Source organism: Roseibium sp., from assembly GCF_048261595.1.
Classification (GTDB): Bacteria; Pseudomonadota; Alphaproteobacteria; order Rhizobiales; family Stappiaceae; genus Roseibium.
The window spans coordinates 1-18,525 of record NZ_JBLXFW010000001.1 but is presented as its reverse complement, the minus strand read 5'-3'; the positions used below and the strand labels follow the sequence as shown (position 1 = coordinate 18,525).

Annotated in this window: 21 protein-coding genes and 1 pseudogene; 8 read left to right on the top strand and 14 right to left on the bottom strand. The window is 60.3% G+C overall.

Features of this window, described 5'->3' with window-relative positions:
- Positions 1–41: 41 nt before the first annotated feature.
- The 4 genes from hpaD to ACN0SY_RS00095 are packed head-to-tail and all read left to right on the top strand — an operon-like array spanning position 42 to position 3,496.
- Complete coding sequence (gene hpaD / locus ACN0SY_RS00110) at positions 42–1,022, top strand: 3,4-dihydroxyphenylacetate 2,3-dioxygenase (protein ID WP_417683725.1); 981 nt, start codon at positions 42–44, stop codon at positions 1,020–1,022.
- Between the two features lie 29 nt (positions 1,023–1,051).
- Positions 1,052–1,909, top strand: a complete 858-nt coding sequence (locus ACN0SY_RS00105; protein ID WP_417683724.1) for a fumarylacetoacetate hydrolase family protein — start codon at positions 1,052–1,054, stop codon at positions 1,907–1,909.
- Positions 1,906–2,709, top strand: a complete 804-nt coding sequence (gene hpaH, locus ACN0SY_RS00100; protein ID WP_417683723.1) for a 2-oxo-hept-4-ene-1,7-dioate hydratase — start codon at positions 1,906–1,908, stop codon at positions 2,707–2,709. The genes ACN0SY_RS00105 and hpaH overlap by 4 nt, the downstream gene beginning before the upstream one ends.
- Before the next feature lie 10 nt (positions 2,710–2,719).
- Positions 2,720–3,496, top strand: a complete 777-nt coding sequence (locus tag ACN0SY_RS00095) for an aldolase/citrate lyase family protein (protein ID WP_417683722.1) — start codon at positions 2,720–2,722, stop codon at positions 3,494–3,496.
- A gap of 21 nt (positions 3,497–3,517) precedes the next feature.
- Here the strand turns inward: ACN0SY_RS00095 and ACN0SY_RS00090 are convergent, their stop codons facing one another.
- From ACN0SY_RS00090 to ACN0SY_RS00055, 8 genes are all read right to left on the bottom strand, one after another.
- Positions 3,518–4,306, bottom strand: a complete 789-nt coding sequence (locus ACN0SY_RS00090) for an ABC transporter permease (RefSeq protein ID WP_417683721.1) — start codon at positions 4,304–4,306, stop codon at positions 3,518–3,520.
- Positions 4,303–5,046: an ABC transporter ATP-binding protein gene (locus ACN0SY_RS00085; RefSeq protein ID WP_417683720.1), complete on the bottom strand. Its 744-nt coding sequence runs from the start codon at positions 5,044–5,046 to the stop codon at positions 4,303–4,305. Before ACN0SY_RS00085 ends, ACN0SY_RS00090 begins: the two co-directional genes overlap by 4 nt.
- Before the next feature lie 19 nt (positions 5,047–5,065).
- Positions 5,066–5,497, bottom strand: a complete 432-nt coding sequence (locus ACN0SY_RS00080; RefSeq protein WP_417683719.1) for a hypothetical protein — start codon at positions 5,495–5,497, stop codon at positions 5,066–5,068.
- Positions 5,494–6,126, bottom strand: a complete 633-nt coding sequence (locus ACN0SY_RS00075; RefSeq protein WP_417683718.1) for an ABC transporter ATP-binding protein — start codon at positions 6,124–6,126, stop codon at positions 5,494–5,496. Before ACN0SY_RS00075 ends, ACN0SY_RS00080 begins: the two co-directional genes overlap by 4 nt.
- Positions 6,123–6,869 carry an ABC transporter permease gene (locus tag ACN0SY_RS00070; RefSeq protein WP_417683717.1) on the bottom strand — a complete coding sequence of 249 codons (747 nt, stop codon included), beginning with the start codon at positions 6,867–6,869 and terminating at the stop codon, positions 6,123–6,125. Before ACN0SY_RS00070 ends, ACN0SY_RS00075 begins: the two co-directional genes overlap by 4 nt.
- Before the next feature lie 6 nt (positions 6,870–6,875).
- Positions 6,876–7,916 (bottom strand): ABC transporter substrate-binding protein, encoded by a 1,041-nt coding sequence (locus tag ACN0SY_RS00065; protein ID WP_417683716.1) that lies wholly within the window; start codon positions 7,914–7,916, stop codon positions 6,876–6,878.
- A gap of 94 nt (positions 7,917–8,010) precedes the next feature.
- Positions 8,011–9,024 (bottom strand): PQQ-dependent catabolism-associated beta-propeller protein, encoded by a 1,014-nt coding sequence (locus ACN0SY_RS00060; protein ID WP_417683715.1) that lies wholly within the window; start codon positions 9,022–9,024, stop codon positions 8,011–8,013.
- A gap of 23 nt (positions 9,025–9,047) precedes the next feature.
- A complete protein-coding gene (locus ACN0SY_RS00055) occupies positions 9,048–10,256 on the bottom strand; it encodes an ABC transporter substrate-binding protein (RefSeq protein ID WP_417683714.1) in 1,209 nt (402 codons plus the stop codon).
- Between the two features lie 118 nt (positions 10,257–10,374).
- On the opposite strand from ACN0SY_RS00055, the gene ACN0SY_RS00050 reads away from it, so the two are divergent.
- From ACN0SY_RS00050 to ACN0SY_RS00035, 4 genes are read left to right on the top strand one after another with little or no spacing between them, the layout of a single operon-like run.
- Complete coding sequence (locus tag ACN0SY_RS00050) at positions 10,375–10,875, top strand: DUF3280 domain-containing protein (protein ID WP_417683712.1); 501 nt, start codon at positions 10,375–10,377, stop codon at positions 10,873–10,875.
- 24 nt (positions 10,876–10,899) lie between these two features.
- Positions 10,900–11,430 (top strand): SRPBCC family protein, encoded by a 531-nt coding sequence (locus ACN0SY_RS00045; RefSeq protein ID WP_417685825.1) that lies wholly within the window; start codon positions 10,900–10,902, stop codon positions 11,428–11,430.
- Positions 11,396–12,391, top strand: a complete 996-nt coding sequence (locus ACN0SY_RS00040) for a YncE family protein (protein ID WP_417683710.1) — start codon at positions 11,396–11,398, stop codon at positions 12,389–12,391. The genes ACN0SY_RS00045 and ACN0SY_RS00040 overlap by 35 nt, the downstream gene beginning before the upstream one ends.
- Complete coding sequence (locus tag ACN0SY_RS00035; protein ID WP_417683708.1) at positions 12,382–13,227, top strand: quinoprotein dehydrogenase-associated SoxYZ-like carrier; 846 nt, start codon at positions 12,382–12,384, stop codon at positions 13,225–13,227. The genes ACN0SY_RS00040 and ACN0SY_RS00035 overlap by 10 nt, the downstream gene beginning before the upstream one ends.
- Before the next feature lie 74 nt (positions 13,228–13,301).
- Here the strand turns inward: ACN0SY_RS00035 and ACN0SY_RS00030 are convergent, their stop codons facing one another.
- The 6 genes and pseudogenes from ACN0SY_RS00030 to ACN0SY_RS00005 form a co-directional block, all read right to left on the bottom strand.
- Positions 13,302–13,931, bottom strand: a complete 630-nt coding sequence (locus ACN0SY_RS00030) for a PQQ-dependent catabolism-associated CXXCW motif protein (RefSeq protein WP_417683706.1) — start codon at positions 13,929–13,931, stop codon at positions 13,302–13,304.
- Positions 13,931–14,809: a substrate-binding domain-containing protein gene (locus ACN0SY_RS00025; protein ID WP_417683704.1), complete on the bottom strand. Its 879-nt coding sequence runs from the start codon at positions 14,807–14,809 to the stop codon at positions 13,931–13,933. Before ACN0SY_RS00025 ends, ACN0SY_RS00030 begins: the two co-directional genes overlap by 1 nt.
- On the bottom strand, positions 14,790–15,320 hold the full coding sequence (locus tag ACN0SY_RS00020) for a c-type cytochrome, methanol metabolism-related (RefSeq protein WP_417683702.1): 531 nt from the start codon (positions 15,318–15,320) through the stop codon (positions 14,790–14,792). Before ACN0SY_RS00020 ends, ACN0SY_RS00025 begins: the two co-directional genes overlap by 20 nt.
- A 143-nt stretch (positions 15,321–15,463) precedes the next feature.
- Positions 15,464–17,263: a lanthanide-dependent methanol dehydrogenase XoxF5 gene (gene xoxF5, locus ACN0SY_RS00015; RefSeq protein ID WP_417683700.1), complete on the bottom strand. Its 1,800-nt coding sequence runs from the start codon at positions 17,261–17,263 to the stop codon at positions 15,464–15,466.
- Between the two features lie 253 nt (positions 17,264–17,516).
- Positions 17,517–18,371: an S-formylglutathione hydrolase gene (gene fghA, locus ACN0SY_RS00010; RefSeq protein WP_417683698.1), complete on the bottom strand. Its 855-nt coding sequence runs from the start codon at positions 18,369–18,371 to the stop codon at positions 17,517–17,519.
- Between the two features lie 15 nt (positions 18,372–18,386).
- Positions 18,387–18,525 (bottom strand): annotated as a pseudogene (locus tag ACN0SY_RS00005) (S-(hydroxymethyl)glutathione dehydrogenase); the annotation flags it as partial.

Genomic DNA, 18,525 nt, shown 5'->3' with positions numbered 1-18,525 from the left:
CGGAACGCGTAGCGGAAGTCCTATGGGAGGAAATTTCAAGAATGCCGATCCCCGCCCCCAATCTATACCCGCCCTTCAACATCGTCCGGCTGAGCCACGTCGAACTGGGCGTATCGGACCTGTCGAAGTCGCGCGCCTTCTACGTCGACACACTCGGCCTGCAAGTCACCGACGAGACCTCCGACACGATCTATCTGAGAGCTATGGAAGAGCGTGGCCATCACTGCATTGTCCTGAAGAGAGACCAGTCTCAGACCGCTCGTGATCTCGGCTTCAAGGTCTTCGACGAGGAGAACCTCGACAAGGCAGCGCATTTCTTCAAGTCGAAGGACCTGCCGGTGGAGTGGGTGGAGCGGCCCTATCAATCGCGCACGTTCCGCACCCGCGATCCCTTCGGCATTCCGCTCGAGTTCTATGCCCGTATGGACCGCCTTGAGCCGATCCACCAGAAGTACGCGCTCTACCGGGGTGTGAAGCCGCTGCGCATCGACCATTTCAACTGTTTCTCTCCCGATGTCGACGCCTCGGTCGCCTTCTACAATGAGCTCGGTTTCCGCGTGACGGAATACACGGAGGACGAGGAAACCGGCCGCCTTTGGGCTGCCTGGACCCACAGGAAAGGCGGAGTCCATGACATCGCTTTCACCAACGGCAAGGGCCCGCGGCTGCACCACACCGCCTTCTGGGTGCCGACGCCGCTCAACATCATCGACCTGCTCGACCTGATGGCGACCACCGGCTGGGTTTCCAACATCGAGCGCGGGCCGGGACGGCACGGCATCTCCAACGCCTTCTTCCTCTATATCCGCGACCCGGATGGCCACCGGATCGAGATCTACTGCTCAGACTACCAGACCGTCGATCCGGATCTTGAGCCGATCAAGTGGGATCTGAAGGATCCCCAGCGCCAGACCCTATGGGGAGCCGCTGCCCCCAGAAGCTGGTTCGAGGAAGGCTCCGCCTTCGAAGGCGCCGAAATCCGGCAGCCGACGCTGGCGGCACAGCCGATCGTCGCCCCGTGACCTCCGACATGACAAGGCAAGTTCCAGACATGAAATTCGCGACTTATCGTTCTGGCGGAGAGCTGTTCTACGGCGCGGCCACAGACAAAGGCATGATCGCCCTCTCCCCGGACTTTCCACATTTGCCGAGCCTGAAAGAGGTCATCGAGGCCAATGGCCTTGCGTCTCTTACTGAGGCTGCAGCGGGTCGTGAAGTCACTCACCCCAACGGCAGTTTCAGCTACGAAATCCCGCTCCAGACGCCGGAAAAGATCATCTGCGTCGGCGTGAATTTCCCCGACCGGAATGCCGAATACAAGGACGGTCAGGATGCCCCGGCCAACATGTCCCTGTTCATTCGCTTCCCCCGCTCCTTCACCGGCCATGATCGGCCACTTATCCGGCCCAGGGCTTCAGACAAGCTGGACTACGAAGGCGAGATCGCGATCGTCATCGGCAAGGGCGGCCGTCATATCTCGCGTGACGAGGCATACGGCCATATCGCGGCACTGACCCTTTGCAACGAGGGCACCCTGCGCGACTGGGTCCGGCACGCCAAGTTCAACGTGACCCAGGGCAAGAACTTCGACAGCTCCGGCGCCATGGGCCCCTGGCTCGTACCGTTTTCCTCGCCCGAGCAACTGGAGGACGTTCACCTGACCACCAGGGTCAACGGCGAACTGCGGCAGGACGATCGGACCAGCCGGATGCTGTTCCCGATCACGCGCCAGATCGAATATATCTCCACCTTCACGACGCTCGTGCCAGGCGACATCATCGTGACCGGTACGCCGACCGGAGCCGGGGCCCGTTTCGATCCGCCGAAATATCTGAAGCCCGGCGATGTCATCGAGATCGAGGCCGAAGGCATCGGACGCTTGGTCAACACTGTCGAGGACGAAGCATGAGCCTTTCTCAAGCCGAAATTTCAGCCGCTGCGGAGGCCTTGCATCAGGCGGAAGCCGCCGGCGCCCAGATTGGCCTTCTTTCCGTCCGTCATCCGGACATGACCATGGACGATGCCTATGCCGTTCAAAAAGCACTGACCAAGCGCAAGATCTCGGAAGGCCGCAAGATCATCGGCTGGAAGATCGGCCTTACCTCCAAGGCCATGCAGCAGGCGCTTTCGATCGACATCCCGGATAGCGGCATGCTGTTTGACGACATGCTGTTCGAAAACGGCGCAACGATCCCGGCAGGACGCTTTATCCAGCCTCGGATCGAGGCAGAAATCGCCTTCGTGATGAGGCATGACCTGCCGGTGGAGGCACTGACACGCCAAACGGTGCTCGATGCGACCGACTATGTCGTGCCGAGCCTCGAAATTCTCGACACGCGCATCATGCGCAAGGATCCGAAGACCGGCACCTCCCGAACCATTGTCGACACCATCGCCGACAATGCCGCCAACGCCGGCCTTGTCCTTGGCAAGGACAGGATCGATCCCCGCTCGACAGACCTGCGCTGGATCGGAGCAATCGTCACGAAAAATGGCGAGGTCGAGGAAACGGGTCTCGGCGGCGGTGTCCTGAATGACCCGGTCGAAAGCGTTCTGTGGCTGGCGCGCCGAATGGCCTCCTACGGCCAGAGGATCGAAGCGGGGCAGATCATCCTGTCAGGCTCTTTCATCCGCCCCGTCGAGTGCCCTGCGGGAGCTGACATAACCGCCGATTTCGGAGCCCACGGCTCCGTTACTTGCAAATTTTAGGTCGAACCAGATGCCCGCACCACTGAACCGCTTCAAGGCCGCCCTAAAGCGCGGAGAACCTCAAGTCGGTTGCTGGGTCGGGCTTGCCGATCCCTATGCTTCGGAAGTCTGTGCCCATGCGGGATTTGACTGGCTATTGATCGACGGCGAGCACGCCCCCAACGATCTGAGATCGATCCTGGGCCAGTTGAAGACCATCGAACTTGGCGACAGCCATCCGGTCGTCCGACTTCCTGTCGGCGAGACCTGGATGATCAAGCAGGCACTCGATATCGGTGCCCAGTCCCTTCTGATCCCCATGGTGGAGAGCGTCGAGGATGCAAAACGCCTCGTTCGCGCCGTCCGCTATCCCCCAGTCGGCAATCGCGGCGTTGGTGCCGCCCTGGCCCGAGCCTCGCGCTTCAACGAGATACCCGACTATGCTGCAACGGCCGACGCGCAGATTTGCCTGCTCCTGCAGATCGAGAACCGAGCCGGGATGGCGGCCCTGGACAATATCCTGAAGCTTGACGGCATCGACGGCATCTTCATCGGCCCGTCCGACCTTGCCGCCGACATGGGACACCTGGGCCAGACCATGCATCCGGAGGTCGTTGAGGCCGTCACCGATGCCTTGAAGCGGATCAAGGCAGCCGGCAAAGCGCCGGGCATACTGACCACGAACCGCGAGTTCCAGAAGACTTGCATCGATCTTGGCGCAACCTTCGTGGCAACCGATATAGACGTCACCCTGTTTGCCATCGCGATGCGAAAGGCCGCCAGCGACGCCCAGTCCCTGAAGCCGTGATCACCCTGAGGCCGTGAGACTTCAGCGCCGACGCAGCATGCCGCGTGCCGGATCGTAACCGATCAGGGCCGCGGTCATGAAGACGGCAAACGAAACCACCACCCAGAGCAGGGCGACCGCGTTAAACTGCTCGTACAGGGCAAAGCGGATCAGTTCGACGGCGTAGGTAAAGGGATTGAGCTCGCAGATATCCTGCAGCAGTGCGGAGCTTTCCGCCATCTTCCAGAGCGGGTAGAGCGCGCTCGACAGGAAGAACATGGGAAAGATCACGAAGTTCATCACGCCAGCGAAATTCTCCAGTTGGCGGATCGTCGAGGAAATCAGAAGACCGAGCGCGCCGAGCATCAGACCGCTGACGATCAGCGCCGGAAACAGGTAGACATATCCTAAGCCAGGCAACTTGATGCCGAAGAGTGCTGCGATCGCCAGGAACACATAGACCTGAAGGATCGACACGGCGGTTCCCGCCAGCAACTTGCAGAAGAGCAGCCAGCCACGCGGCAGCGGGCTCGTCAGCAGAAGTCGCATGGATCCCATTTCCCTGTCATAGACCAGAGACAGCGACGACTGCATGGCATTGAACAACTGGATCATGCCACACAGGCCCGGAACGATATAGACCTCGTAGGTGATGTAGGTCTGGTACGGCGGAATGATCGACACCCCCAGCGCGGCCCGGAAGCCCGCGGCAAAGACGAGCAGCCAGACCATCGGGCGCACGAGCGATGCCAGAAAGCGGCTGCGCTGGTTCACGAACCGCCAGGCCTCACGAAGAACGATGGCCTTGAGCGCAACGAAATAGGCGTTCACGTCAGCGCCTCCAGACTGCGGCTCTCGGCACTCAGGCCGGTCAGCCTCATGAAGGCGTCCAGCAGCGTCCCCTCGCCCGCCAGCTTGTCCGCCTGCTCATGAGCCAGAACCCGCCCGCCATGCAGAACCACCACATCGTCGCCGGGCAAGATCTCGTCGACGAGATGGGTCGCCCAGAAAACCGTCAGACCTTCATCGGTCAATTCGTGGACGTAGTCCGTTATCGACTGCCGGCTGGCAGCATCGAGCCCTACCGTCGGCTCGTCGAGCAGCAAGACATCCGGCTCATGGATCAGCGCCCTGGCGATCTCCATCCGCCTCCGGTGGCCGCCATTAAGCGATCGGACCTTTTCATCGGCCCGTTCCGCCATGGAAAGTCGCGTCAACGCCCGTTCGATCCGCTCATTGGCAAGCGAACCGGACAGCCCCTGCAGCGCCGCAAAATATGAAAGGTTCCAGCGCACCGATAGATCCAGATCGAGCGTTGGTTGCTGGAACACGACACCGAGACGCGCCAACGCCTTTCGGGGTGCGCGCGAGAGATCCGCCCCCGCAATTTCGATGCTCCCCTCATCGGGCACGAACAGACCGGTGAGCAGATTGAACAGGGTGGACTTGCCCGCACCGTTCGGACCCAGCAGGGCACAGAAGCGCCCTGGCTGGAGAGTTATGGAAACCCGGTCGAGCGCCTTCTTGGAGCCGTAGCTGAAACTGACATCGCGAACCGAAAAGACGCTCATGAGTTACGTTTGCCCCGGATTACTGGATCGTGATCTCGACCCGCTGGTTTTCACCTGTCGATCCGGGCTGACGTAGGAAATAGCGGCCCGGCTTGATGGCCAGGAACTCGATTTCCATGGTTCCGGCATCGTCGAATTCAACACTTTCAAGGCCGAAGGGTCGGATTTCAAGCCCGTTGACGACCACCTCGTTCACCCAGATTGCACGGAAGAAGCCGGAGCCTTCCAGCGCCAGTTCGGCGGAACCGTCGGAAACGATCTCAATCTCGTACATGGTTCCGGATTTCAGGACCAATGGTCCCTCGGCAATGGGTTTGCCGGACGACAGCGTCAGTTCCGGCAGTTCCTCCTTGTTGTTCTTGTCGAGAATGCCGGCAAAGCCGAATTCGTGGGCCATTACCGGTGCGCCCAGAAGCGACATCGCCAGTCCAATTGCTGCAATCAATTTCATCTCAGTTCCTCCCTTATAAAATCCGCTCGCACCAGGTTCGGCGCGAGCGTCGCCGGGCTGCCGACAAGCTCGATCGTGTGATCTGCCAGCAATCGCGCTTCCTCCCTCTCGTGGGTCACGAACAGGGTGGTTGGCGAAATCTCCCTCATGAGCCCTCGCGTCAGGGCCACCATCTGTTCCGCCGTCTTTTCGTCCAGCGAGACGAAAGGTTCATCCAGGATCAAGAGCTCGGGCTGCCCGGCAAAGGCACGTGCGAGCGACAGGCGTCGCTGCTGTCCGAGTGACAATTGACCTGGAAACTGGTCTGCCTTGCCGCCCAACCCGACGCGAACGAGCATGGCTTCAGCCCCCCGTCGCTCAAGCCCGGGATGGACGATCAGAATGTTGTCGATGGCACTGCGCCAGGGAAGCAGAGTGGGCTCCTGAAAGACAAAGGCCATCCTTTCAGGCCGGTTGATCTTCCCTTCGAAGTCGTCGTCGATACCGGCGATAATGCGCAGAAGTGTCGACTTCCCCACACCGGACTTGCCAAGTATCGCGAGACATTTCCCATCCGGCAGCGCGAAATTTACGTTGCTCAGGACCTGAGTCTTGCCGAACGACTTGTTCGCGACATGGACCTTGATCATGCCGCTCTCCACGCACTGACACGCCGTTCTGCCGGCTGCACCAGGATCCATTCGACAATGAGCATGACGACGATGAAGCTTAGCGAATAGACCAGCACCATGGCGACATCGAAGAGCTGGAAATAGAGATGGATCTGGAATCCGATTCCGTTGGATCGGCCTAGAAACTCGACGACGAGCACGATCTTCCAGATCACCGCGATCCCCGACCTCGAGGCACCCGCGAGATACGGCGCGAGCTGCGGCAGGATCACGTGACGCAGATAGGTCCACCGGCTCATGCGATAGACCCGTGCCATCGCCCGCAGTTCCGGATCAAGCGCCCTTGCCCCTTCCCGCACGATGGTCGCGACATTCGGGATCTTGTTCAATGTGACAGCAGCAATGGCTGCAGCCTCCGTCAGGCCGATCCAGAGATAGCACAGAACGATGAGCACGAGCGCCGGCAGATTGAGGAACACGACCAGCCAGGGATCGAGCCAGCGATCGATAGCCGGCTTTGTTCCCATGACCATGCCGAGACACAGGCCGAGCCCCATCGCCAGGGCAAAGGCCGCAACCACCCGGCCTAGCGTCGTTGTCAGGTGATAGACCAATTCGCCCGAGCGCAGCTCGCGCAGGAATGGTTCCACGAGGCTCTCCGGTGACGGCAGCACCGTGGGATCTCCGTGGACCGCGGCAAGCACCGTCCAGAAGACCAGGAAGGCTGCAAGCGATAGGCCCCGGATAAGATTTGAAGACAAGAGCGTCTACTCGACCTTGACGAAGAGCCCGGAGGGTAGCTCACTGACGTCGCCCACCAGCTTCGCCCCTCCCAGGCGTGCCATAAGGGAAAAGAAGTTGGCGGCCTCATCCTCGTCCACGTTGCCAGGTCCGGGCGTGCCTGCAAGAAAATCGGCCTTGAGGACATCGAATTGCGCATCCGAGCTGGCGTTCATCATCGGCCGGATCGCCTCCCAGGCCGCCGCATCTTCTGCCAACAGCTTCTTTGAAGCGCGCGAAGCGTCGTAGAGTGCCTTTGCCATCTTCGGGTGTTCCGAGAGATAGGATTCCTTCAGCACGTACCCAAGCAGCGGGATATCCGGGTTGAGCCCGAGCGCTGCGGAAGCCGTCTCGACGGAGATCAGTTCTCGCATCCCGGCCGCCTTCATCTTGGCGAGGAAATGCCAGAAATTGATTGCCCCATCGGTTTCGCCCTGAAGCGCGGACTTGAAGACAAGCGGAGGTGCGCCAAACACCTGTTCCGTCTCCGCCGCCAGATCGAAGCCATGCTTTTCCTTGGCATAGGCCTGCAGGATCAGCCAGCTCTTGTCGACCGGACCGCCTGCAATTCCGATCTTCTTGCCCTTCAGGTCAGCAAGGCTCTGGGCCGGGCTGTCCTTTGGCACCACGAGACCGCCAACGGCACGGGAATAGGGAATGAAGACGTAATCCTTGCCCGCAGCCCTCTGGCGCGCGACCCAGATCCAATCGGCAACCGCGACATCGGCCTCGCCGCCTTCAAGGGCAACGCGCGTTGCGCCGTTGTCTGCATAAGGCTTCATTTCAAGCCTGAAGCCGTTGGCTTCATCGAAGCCGTTCTGCCTGATGGTCTCCAGTTCCCAATTGACGGTACCGATCTTCAGCGTAGCTGCCCTCAGAACGGGAAGGTCGTCGGCGGAAACCGGCGCAGAACCACCCAGGACGAGGGCGACCAGCCCCCCGATACCCGCAACGATCAGCTTCGAGAACAGACGACGCCCATTTGCCCGCGAGCGCGGATCCCACCGCCCGATGTCAGAATATCCCATGACTGTCCTCCCTTCCCATGAGCTGCCGTCTCCTCCAACGGCATCCCTGGTTGTTCTGCTTTCCTGACCGATCCGGAGCCGCCGGAACCGGGCATCAATTCGGGGCGACGACAACGCCCCACGGCTGCTGGCCGACCTGGATAGACCGAACCGCTTCTTGATCCTCCACATCAATGACGGTGATGTCGTTGGAATTGCCATTGGTCGTCAGCAGGTATTTCTCATCCGGGGTGAACTCCAGCTGCCAGACGCGCTGGCCGACCAGAATGTATTTCTCGACTTCGCGCTTCTCGATATCGATGACCGCCACCCTGTTGGCCGGGCCAAGCGCCACGAAAAGCCACTTGTTGTCCGACGTGATGCGCATGCCCACCGGCTGCAGCCATTCCGGCTGAACGCCGGGCACCTCGAACCCGATCTTTCCCTCCAGCTCGGGTCCGGTTTCGCCAAGCATGTTGATCACGGACACCGTCCCTCCGATCTCGGAACTGACGAAGAGCGTCTTGCCGTCATTGGTGAAACGGGCATAGCGCGGGCGTTGGTCGACCAGGATGTTGTGCTTGATCTTGTAGTCTTCGGTGGCGATGAAATGCGCCATGTTGGTGGTTTCCGACGTGTTCACCACGAACTTCATGTCAGGGCTGATAGCCATGCCCTCGGGCTCGACCCCGACCGGCACCTCGGCAATGATTGTCTTTTTGGCCGTATCCACAACGGTGACAAGGTTGTCGTCCTCATTCGAGACGTAAAGCTTGCTGCCATCGGGACTGAGAACGAAGAGTTCCGGATCCGGACCCGAGGGAAGTGCCCAGAGAAACTCGTTGGTGGCTGCATCGAATACCTTGATGCTGTCGTCATCGGAGGCGCAGACGTAAAGGTGCGTCCCGTCCGGGCTGATGCCAATACCCCGCGGCCGGTTTCCGGCATCGAATTCGGCAAGAACCTCCCAGGTCTCGCTATCGACAACGGTGACCGTATTGCCCTTCTCGTTGCTGACGAAGATCTTGTTGGCGAGCACTGGCACGGTGCTGAATGCGACCGCGACGGCAAGGCCCGAGCCTATTGCGAGGTGCCGTGTGGCTTTCAAAAGCAGCGGTGTGGCGGTCATGATAGTCCTCATGAAATGCGGTTCTATCCGGCAAAGGCCTTGCAGGACGATTCAGGTTCATCGATACCCAGCGTATCCAGCGGCGAGCGCTGGTGCAGGAACCCTTCTTGCGGAGAAACGCTGACGGTGATCTTGCTGTCGGTCAGGATGATTGGCTGGCGAAGCTGACCATTCCAGGGGCGAAACGTCACCTTCTGACCCTTGAAGGCGGCAAGCTCGAATCCATCGCTCAGGATGTATTCGAGCGTTCTCGCAGGATCCGCACTTCCCGTGCGCGTGACAGCCTCGCCGACAACGCGCAGGGCAAGCCATGTGTTGTAGTCTTCCGCCTGCATGTACCGGCCGGACAGTTTTTCGAAACGGCGCTGAAACTGGGTCGCCCCCCAGGCCTCGTGGCTGGCGGAAAAGTTCACTGGCCGCAACCCGCCAGAACCTGCCACCGGTCGCGGCTCCCAGGCGTGAAACGGCAGATACAGCGCGAATACATCACTCTCGTCAGCCGCGACGATGACGTCGTGCTCCTCGGCCTCCTGTGTGAAAACCGGGATTTGACGCTGAACAAGAACGTGGCCGCTGTCGCTGCGGCGGGATCCGCCGGTGTCCTCGAAGGTTCGTTCCTCGACAATGCGCGCGCCGAACTTCATCGCAGCACGCCGATAGGCTGCGCCGAGCAGGAGGTCATCAGGATTGGACCCTTCGATCAGGAACCAGTCGTCCCACTTCTTCCACCTCAGGAACTGGGCTACGGCATCGGCAAGCATCGCCCGGCTGGGCGCAATATGAAGAAGGTTACCCCGGCATTGGTCGTCACGAAGGGATACGTCAGAAGCGCTGGCATTGAAGACGAGAGCACGCCCCTCGGCAGCGTCAGATGCCGCCAGGATGTCCGCCGACCTGCCAAGAACGACGATGAACTGGGCTCCGTCCGCAATCATGGCGTTGGTCGCCTCGGCCACAGCCTCCGACGATACCGCCCTGGTGGCCATCGAATAGGAATGCCCCATGAAGGAGCCCGTGGTCTGATTGTCCTCGTTGCCAAGCGCACCACCGGCGAAGCCGAGGTCGTCATGCATTCGATCGAAGCGGGAGACCGGCGCAATTGTCGGATAATCGACCCGCAGAACGCCTGCCTTGACCTCGACCGCATGGGCACGCTCCGGGCCAAGGCCGTACCCCGCACCGAGGACGAAGGCGAGACACCACACGAAGACAACCCTTGAGCGAAGGCACATCACTTCAGACGTTTCCAATCATCGTTGTTTTGTTGAGTGTGCCAGACAAGATACCGTCAAAAAAACCGATACTTTAGGATCCATTGAAGCCGGTCCGACCCCGCTTAAGATGTTGATCATGAGACTGCTTCTGACCATCCTGGCATTGCTTTGGCTGAGCCCTCCGGCACTGGCCGCGGAGCTTTTGCCGGGGGCCAGGATAGCCTTTCTGGGCCTCGTGTTTCTCGATACCTCCACCGAAGGCGCCTACAACGGAGTACGCGAGGACGAGACGGCCCGTGTCGCTCTTCTGGAAGACCTGATCGTGCAACGCTTCAGCGAAGAGGGCATCCGGTTCATGGATCTCGCGCCCATTGCAAAGAAGCTCGAAAACACCGTCAATCCGGCCAATTGCTACGGCTGTGACGTTCGGATGGGCAAGGCGCTTGGTGCGGACTTCATCCTGGTCGGGGTGGTTCAGAAAGTCTCCAACCTGATCATTTCAATGAACCTGGTGCTGCGCGACGTCGAAACCGGCGAAACCGTCCGAGCCAGGTCCGTCGATGTACGCTCCAACACGGACCAGTCCTGGAGCCGTGGCATGCGCTACATCCTCAAGACCGCTTTTTTCAAGGAATGAGGTCCTATGCTTAGAAGACTGATGATGATTCTGACACTTGTTGCCGCCTCCGTATGGACGCTGGCAGCAGCTCAGGCCCATGGCCCGACCCGTCAGAAGGTAACCCTGTCGCAGGAAGTGCCGGCCGCCCCGGCAGATGTCTGGAACGTCATCGGCAACTTCCAGGACATGAGCTGGCATCCGGCGGTATTCTCGAGCAAGGGCGAAGGCGACAACGCCATAGATGCAACACGTGTCCTGACCCTTGGCGAAGACGGCGGCCCGACGATCTCGGAGGTTCTCTACAAGTACAATCCCGAGAAGATGACCTATTCCTATCGCATCACCGACGTTGCCGTGGAAACCCTTCCGGTGACCAACTATTCCTCGCACCTGACGGTGAAACCCGGCAAGGACGGAGGTTCGCTGATCGAATGGCGCGGCGCGTTCTATCGTGGATACCCAAACAATGATCCGCCGGCGAACCTGAACGACGAAGCGGCGGTCGCAGCCGTCAGCGCGGTCTACAAGGCTGGCCTCGATGCCCTCGCCGAACGCTTCTCCGGCAGCAACTAGGCTCCTGGCTCTCGCCCTTCTGGCGATGACGCCCGCGTCGCAATTTGCGCACGCGGGCTCATTTGCTTTTGTCACCAACCAGAACAGCTCGGACCTCAGTGTCATCGATCTGGAGAAACAGCGCGAAATTCGCCGCATAGATGTTCCGGGCAAACCTGCAGGGATTGCTCTTGCACCGGCTCACGGCGCCTTTTTCACTGTCAGCCCGGACGACAAGACCATTCGTCGTTTCTCGATCTCGGATTGCGTGCTTGAAGCCACCGCTGCCCTTCCTGGAGGACCGACGGGGATTGCCGTTGATGAAACCTCCGGCCGCATCTTCGTCTCCGACTGGTATAACGCCCGGATCCAGGTTCTCGGCACGGAGGAGCTGGAGCTCCAAGCGGAGCTGCAGACCGGCAGTGCACCGGCCGGCCTCGTGGTCTCGCGCGACGCCGCGTGGCTGGCCTCGGCAGACCGGGACGCGCATCAGGTCTCGTTCTTCGCCCTTCCCGATCTCTCTCCCCTCGGAGCGATCACCGTCGGCATCCGGCCATTCGGGATGGCCCAGGATCCCATGGGGCGCCTTCATGTCGCCAATGTCGGATCCAACGACATAACGGTCATTGATCCGCGTAGCCGCACCGTGGTCGCCACTGTTCCGGTTGGTGAGCGGCCGTACGGCATAGGTTTCGCAGGCGGCCGCGCATTCTCGACGGATCAATACGCTGACACGGTCACGGCCTATGACCTGACCAATTTTTCCAGGATCGATGTCGTCGATGTCGGGGAGTATCCGGAAGGCATCGAAGCCGCCCTTGGCGGTTCCGCCATCGCTGTCGCGAACTGGTTTTCCAACACCCTGAGCCTGATCGATGCGACTTCCCTCGAAATGCTGGCTGAAATCGAAACCGGCGACGGACCAAGAGCCTTCGGCCGGTTCGTTCTGGAGACACAGACGGAGACAAGCCCATGCCAATAATTCCCAGGAAAACTGGATTCGGCCTTGTCGGCGCCCTGCTGCTCGCAAGTCTGCCCCCAGCACTCGCACAGCAGAACGCACCCGACCCTGCGTGGAATGACATCAAGGCTTCGCTCTACGAAGGCCGCTTCCTCGCCAGCTCTGAGGCCGTCATCCGCATCGATGCACCCTATCGGACAGACAACGACGCAAGAACGCTGGTTACCGTCGATGTCACGGCTCCGGCCGAGCGCAGTATCGTAGGGGTGGCGCTGATCCTCGACAACAACCCGATGCCGGTGTCTGCGGACCTGAAGTTCGCGGCGCCGCAAGCGATGTTCGATTTCACTGCCACCATGCGGATCAATGGCCCGACGCCGGTCCATGCGGTCGCCGAACTCGACAACGGCCAGCTCTTTGTTGCGGAAACCTTCGTCAAGACATCCGGTCTGGGAGCCTGTTCAGCGCCACCCGGCACGGACCCCAAGGAAGCGCTCCAGACCCTCGGCCAGATGGAAATGGCATTGAAAACGCGGCCGGACACTCGTGCTCTTGTCGCGAGCGTGACAAGCCACACGCCGAATGCGCCGGATCTTGAAATCGCGGTCAGTCATCCGAGCCATTCCGGCATGCAGATGGACCAGATCTCGCTGCTATACATCCCTGCCCGCTTCATCGATACGCTGGAGCTCGATGTCAACGGCGCCCCTTTCGCGACCATGACAGGCAGCATTTCGCTGAGTGAGAACCCAACCCTGACTTTTTCCGTCCCAAATGGAACAAGCCGGGCGAAAGCCAGGCTGACCGACACCGACGGTGCGGTTTCCGAAGTCGAACAGGAATTCGCGGACTATTAGAGCACGGAAAGAGCCGTGCAGGGAGAAACCTTCAGACCGCAGGCTTAGGCACAATCCCGGTCAACCGGACGTCGCTACCCCGCAGGTTCCGGCTCTGGCTGGACCTCGACGAGCGGATAATCCTCAAAACCCCAGCCATCCGTGCCTTCCGGATACCAGTAGACCGACTGGTATCCGTATTCCAGCGCGCGCTTCGCAGCATTCCAGGACATCCAGCATTCATCCAGGCAGAAGAACAGAACCGGATGCGTCTTGTCCCCTTCCGTTGCCTTTTCCAGCCCTCGGCGGAAATAGTCAGCGGTTACATCGGCAATGCGGCCATATCCGACATTCGGCAGCCAGAGACTTCCCGGAATGGAATGACGCGGCTTGTCGCGCCACAAGGTACCCGTGGGCAGGTTTTTCGGCTTGGGGGCGCGTGGGAGAACATCGATGAACGCCGTACCGCCATTCTCCCACAGCTGATAGGCAACCTCATTGGAAACCACGGTACCGCCCGCAAGACTTTCGGGAACGGGAGCGCGATAGGCCTCCTCCCGGTACCCGTCAGGCTCCGCAACGCCGTCTGCGGCTGCGGCCGGAACGACCGCGCCAACGGACACCAGACAGCAGAAGGCAATTGTTCTGAAAATGCTTGGAGGAACGGTGACCCGGCCGAACGCTTGCGGGGCCGGTCGTCCTCCGGTGCGCCGCAGGCCGGGCATCACTGTGTGCTCTCGAGCCGAGACGTTCCCATGTCATCCAGCAGCGGGACCCCGGCATCGATCAGCAGGGCATTGATTTCCTGCTGGTTCCTCCTGATCAGGGAGTTCAGCTTGCGCTGCCAGACCTTCTCTCCCTGCCGGACACCCATGGTGATGCGGAAAAAAAGCCGCGGTGGCAGCGTTTCCTTCATCAAGGGCGTCACTTCCAGATCAGGATACCCTTCCTTGACCAACGGGCCGGCAATGGGGCCCCAGAGGATCGCCGCATCGATCTCGCCCTTCGCCAGATCGGCAAGCATGTCGACTGCGGGAGATTCATGCCGTCTATCGACAACCAGGTTATAGGGCCGTGCCTTGCCGATCAGCCCGTTGCGCGCCATGTGGGTCGCGGGCGGCGAACCGGCAATGATGCCGATCTTCAATCCCTTGAGGCGCGGATCGGACAGCTCCGTGACATCCTTGAGATCGCCTGTCTTCGGCACCACAAGGGTGTAGGCCGATGTCATGTAGTGATTGGTGTTGAGCACCATCTCGTGCCCCTGGGCGTAGCCCATCACGATGTCGCACCGGTTGGCCCGCAGCGTGTTACGAATGAAACCGGTCGCCATCGGGTACCAGGTATAGGTCACCGGCAATTCCAGCTTTGCCGCGATCAGCTCAGCCAGCTTGTTTTCATATCCCGCACCCGCCTTGTCCGACATTGGCAGGTTGGCCGGATCGGCGCAGACCCTCAGTGCATTGTGGGACACGAGATCCGACGTCTGAGCAATGGCGGCATGGCAAAGGCCGGCCGACAGGACGACGCCTGCCAACCAGCCCGAAACCAGCCGCTTCGCGAAAAAGCGGGACTTTAGCGCCTCACCCTTCGAGACAGGCATTTTCTTCCTCGCGGATTACGTCGCTCTTGGCTTCCTTCTTGCGCGGACGCCCGCGCGCAACCGCGTCCGTACCTCTTGCTTTAAGATACACGTATATATCATTGAGATAACACATGACATTCGGGTTGGTGCCAAAGGCAGGCATGACGGAGTTTTCCGAAGCACTGATCTTTTGCCGGCCATTGGTCACGACATCGACAAAGTCATAGTAGTCCATCTCGAGTGCCGATTTTTTCAGCGCCGGGGCATAGGTTGAGCCCTCGCCTTCGGGACCATGGCAGACGTGGCATTCGGAGTGATACCGGCGGAACCCCGAATAGGTCAGCCAGTCGATGGTGCCATCCTCCTGGACCTTGTAGGTCGGGATGTCATCCTCGGTAAAGTAACGGCCATCTTCGCTATACGCCGCTTCGACGAGGGCCGGGTCATAGGCCTGTTCGGCTTGGGCGCCGGATGCAAGAACGCCGGAACCGAGAAAAGCAGCCGCAAAGAGTACCTTCAAACTACGCATTGCCATTCCTTCGGGAGCCTGTCTGTCAGGGAAACCATGATCGCAGCTCAAGATCGGAGCGCGCCGATGGCTTCGTCAGTTCATTGTCTCTGGAAATTGGAGCCGGCACCTGAGGTGCCGGCTCCCGGTTCAGCTGCGAACGATCAGTTCGGCAGGGCAAAGACGGTCAGCTGACCGCCGAGCGCGGTGTAATCGCTCAACGCGGCATAACCACCCACGGCACCCAGGCCGTCATTCGGGTTGGTCAGGCCAGCTGCCAGACCGATACCGGCCCAACCGCCGACACCCGAGAGGATCGCGACATACTGCTTGCCGTCGGACGAGTAGGTCATCACGTTGCCGATGATGCCGGACGGGGTCTTGAACTTGTAGAGTTCCTCACCCGTGGAAGCATCGACAGCCTTCAGGTAACCTTCAAGCGTGCCGTAGAACACAACGTCGCCAGCGGTTGCCAGTGCACCAGACCAGACCGAGAACTGCTCGGGGATCGACCATTTGATCTCGCCCTTCACGTTGTCCCAGGCAATGAAGTTGCCCATGCCGCCATGGCTGTCCGGAGCCGGATACATGGCCAGCGTCGCACCCACGTAGGGCTGACCGGCCGTGTAGCTGACGCGGAACGGCTCATAGTCCATGCACACGTGGTTGGTCGGAACGTAGAACAGTTCAGACTTCGGCGAGTAGGACGCAGGCTGCTGGTCCTTGGAGCCGAGAGCCGCCGGGCAGATGCCGGTGGAGTTGACGTCTTCGCCGTTCTGTTCGGTCGAATACTGGGCAACCACCTGCGGCCGGCCGTACTGATCCGAGTTCTTGTCCATTTCCACGTGGGTCGCCCAGTTGACCGCCGGGTCGTACTTCTCTGCAACGAGAAGCTCGCCGGAAACACGGTCAAGGGTATAGCCGAAACCGTTACGGTCGAAGTGGGTCAGGAGCTTGCGGGTCGCGCCGTTGATCTCCTGTTCCGTCAGGATCATTTCGTTGATCCCGTCGTAGTCCCACTCATCATGCGGGGTCATCTGGTAGAACCACTTGGCCACACCGGTGTCCGCATCGCGGGCCATGATCGTCATGGACCAGCGGTTGTCGCCCGGGCGCTGTGCCGGGTTCCAGGTCGAGGGGTTACCCGTTCCGTAATAGACCAGGTTTTCCTCGGCATCGTAGGAGTACCAGCCCCAGGTCGTGCCGCCGCCGATCTTCCACTGATCACCTTCCCAGGTATTCAGACCGGAATCCGCGCCAACAGGCGTTCCCAGGTGGGTGGTCTTTTCAGGATCGACAAGGATGTCGCTGTCGGGGCCCATCGAGTAGGCACGCCAAGCCTGGCTGCCGTCCTTGATGTTGTAGGCCGTAACCGAGCCGCGAACACCGAATTCACCACCGGAAATACCGACGATGATCTTGTCCTTGACCGGCATGACGGTCGCCGTGTTGGTTTCACCGATTGCCGGATCACCGTTTACGACGCTCCAGACTTCCTCACCGGTTCCGGCATCGAGTGCCACAATCTTGGTGTCGGCCTGGTGCAGGAAGATCTTGCCGTCGGCATAGGCAACGCCGCGGTTGACCGTGTCACAGCACATCACCGGAATGACGTCCGGATCCTGCTTCGGTTCGTACTTCCAAATGATCTTGCCGTCGTTCTTCAGGTCAAGAGCATAGACGATGTTCGGGAACGGCGTGTGAACATACATCACGTCGCCGATGACCAGCGGGGAACCTTCGTGACCGCGCAGAACGCCGGTCGAGAACGTCCATGCGACCTGAAGATCCTTCACGTTGTCCTTGTTGATCTGGTCAAGCTTGGAATAACGCTGGTTCTTGTAGTCACCAGTCTGGATGACCCACTGGTTCGGGTCGTCCATCATTGTCTGCAGATTGGCATCTGCGTAGGCCACGCCGGCGCTCAGGCTGAGCGCAGTGGCAGCAGTCAGTAACCTTCTCATCTCCACCTCCCATGGTGATCGCGGTTAAAAGAACTTCCTCTCCGGGGAACGCCTTGAAAGCCACGCCGTCAAACCGGTTCTTCCATCTTCCGGTCCCGGCTTAGGGCAGCGTTCGCCCAGCTCCTCCCAAGTTGGCTTTGGTCCTCCTCGTCGTCTTGCCGCCAGTTCACCTCACGTCGTCTGGCACTTGCCGTTTCAAACCGCAGACATGGCCTGCGCTCCGGCTGATCCGGGATCCTTCCCGAACGTTTCCTCATCCGTGGCCGTTTGACCGGCCCCGGCCATTTTTGAGACGTGCCGCATGCCACGACACATGGTCGTCGGCGAATGTCGACACGAAGAAATAGCTGTGGTCGTACCCCTCCTGCATGCGCATGACCGAAGGCTGACGTGTCCCCGTCAGCGCCTCGGCCAGTGATTGCGGCCGCAGAAGATCGATAAACTGATCGTTGGCGCCCTGGTCGATCAGGATGTCGCCATCCCAACCTCGCTCCCGCAAGAGGATCGTGGCGTCGTAATCGGCCCAATTTGCCTCGTCGTCACCCAGGTAGGCGGACAGCTGCTTGCGCCCCCAGTCCGACTGGGTCGGGTTGGCGATCGGCGCGAAAGCCGAGACCGACCGGTATTTCCCCGGATTGCGCAAGGCGATCGTCAACGCCCCATGACCACCCATGGAATGTCCGGTTACACCGTGCGCATCGGAAACGGGCAACTCCCGGTCGACGATGCCACGCAGCTCGTCGACCACGTAATCATACATCCTGAAGTGCTGGCTCCACGGCGCCTTTGTGGCGTTGACGTAGAAGCCGGCGCCCTGACCGAGATCGTAAGCCTCGTCGTCTGCGACACCCTCCCCGCGTGGCGACGTATCGGGAAAGACGATCGCGATTCCCTCGCGTGATGCAGCCGCCTGGAGGCCACCCTTGGTCATGGCATTCTCGTGCGTACATGTCAGGCCCGACAGGTACCAGAGACACGGCACCGGACCATCCTTCGCCTGGGGCGGGATGTAGACCGCGAAGGTCATGTCGACGCCGCAAGTGGATGACGGGTGGCGATAGACCACCTGCTCTCCCCCATAGCTCCGGTTTTTCGAGATCACCTCCATCGCCGGCGCCGCTCCTCAGTACAGCACGACGGAACGAATGGATTCGCCGGCGTGCATGAGGTCGAAGCCCTTGTTGATGTCCTCGAGCGGCATGGTGTGGGTGATCATCGGATCGATCTCGATCTTGCCGTCCATGTACCACTCGACGATCTTG

Excerpts from the sequence above, each read along its gene's own strand:
- hpaD (WP_417683725.1), top strand. The coding sequence starts at position 42 with ATGCCGATCCCCGCCCCCAATCTATACCCGCCCTTCAACATCGTCCGG.
- ACN0SY_RS00105 (WP_417683724.1), top strand. The coding sequence starts at position 1,052 with ATGAAATTCGCGACTTATCGTTCTGGCGGAGAGCTGTTCTACGGCGCG.
- hpaH (WP_417683723.1), top strand. The coding sequence starts at position 1,906 with ATGAGCCTTTCTCAAGCCGAAATTTCAGCCGCTGCGGAGGCCTTGCAT.
- ACN0SY_RS00095 (WP_417683722.1), top strand. The coding sequence starts at position 2,720 with ATGCCCGCACCACTGAACCGCTTCAAGGCCGCCCTAAAGCGCGGAGAA.
- ACN0SY_RS00085 (WP_417683720.1), bottom strand. The coding sequence starts at position 5,046 with ATGAGCGTCTTTTCGGTTCGCGATGTCAGTTTCAGCTACGGCTCCAAG.
- ACN0SY_RS00080 (WP_417683719.1), bottom strand. The coding sequence starts at position 5,497 with ATGAAATTGATTGCAGCAATTGGACTGGCGATGTCGCTTCTGGGCGCA.
- ACN0SY_RS00075 (WP_417683718.1), bottom strand. The coding sequence starts at position 6,126 with ATGATCAAGGTCCATGTCGCGAACAAGTCGTTCGGCAAGACTCAGGTC.
- ACN0SY_RS00065 (WP_417683716.1), bottom strand. The coding sequence starts at position 7,916 with ATGGGATATTCTGACATCGGGCGGTGGGATCCGCGCTCGCGGGCAAAT.
- ACN0SY_RS00060 (WP_417683715.1), bottom strand. The coding sequence starts at position 9,024 with ATGACCGCCACACCGCTGCTTTTGAAAGCCACACGGCACCTCGCAATA.
- ACN0SY_RS00055 (WP_417683714.1), bottom strand. The coding sequence starts at position 10,256 with ATGTGCCTTCGCTCAAGGGTTGTCTTCGTGTGGTGTCTCGCCTTCGTC.
- ACN0SY_RS00050 (WP_417683712.1), top strand. The coding sequence starts at position 10,375 with ATGAGACTGCTTCTGACCATCCTGGCATTGCTTTGGCTGAGCCCTCCG.
- ACN0SY_RS00045 (WP_417685825.1), top strand. The coding sequence starts at position 10,900 with ATGATTCTGACACTTGTTGCCGCCTCCGTATGGACGCTGGCAGCAGCT.
- ACN0SY_RS00040 (WP_417683710.1), top strand. The coding sequence starts at position 11,396 with ATGCCCTCGCCGAACGCTTCTCCGGCAGCAACTAGGCTCCTGGCTCTC.
- ACN0SY_RS00035 (WP_417683708.1), top strand. The coding sequence starts at position 12,382 with ATGCCAATAATTCCCAGGAAAACTGGATTCGGCCTTGTCGGCGCCCTG.
- ACN0SY_RS00030 (WP_417683706.1), bottom strand. The coding sequence starts at position 13,931 with ATGCCCGGCCTGCGGCGCACCGGAGGACGACCGGCCCCGCAAGCGTTC.
- ACN0SY_RS00025 (WP_417683704.1), bottom strand. The coding sequence starts at position 14,809 with ATGCCTGTCTCGAAGGGTGAGGCGCTAAAGTCCCGCTTTTTCGCGAAG.
- ACN0SY_RS00020 (WP_417683702.1), bottom strand. The coding sequence starts at position 15,320 with ATGCGTAGTTTGAAGGTACTCTTTGCGGCTGCTTTTCTCGGTTCCGGC.
- xoxF5 (WP_417683700.1), bottom strand. The coding sequence starts at position 17,263 with ATGAGAAGGTTACTGACTGCTGCCACTGCGCTCAGCCTGAGCGCCGGC.
- fghA (WP_417683698.1), bottom strand. The coding sequence starts at position 18,371 with ATGGAGGTGATCTCGAAAAACCGGAGCTATGGGGGAGAGCAGGTGGTC.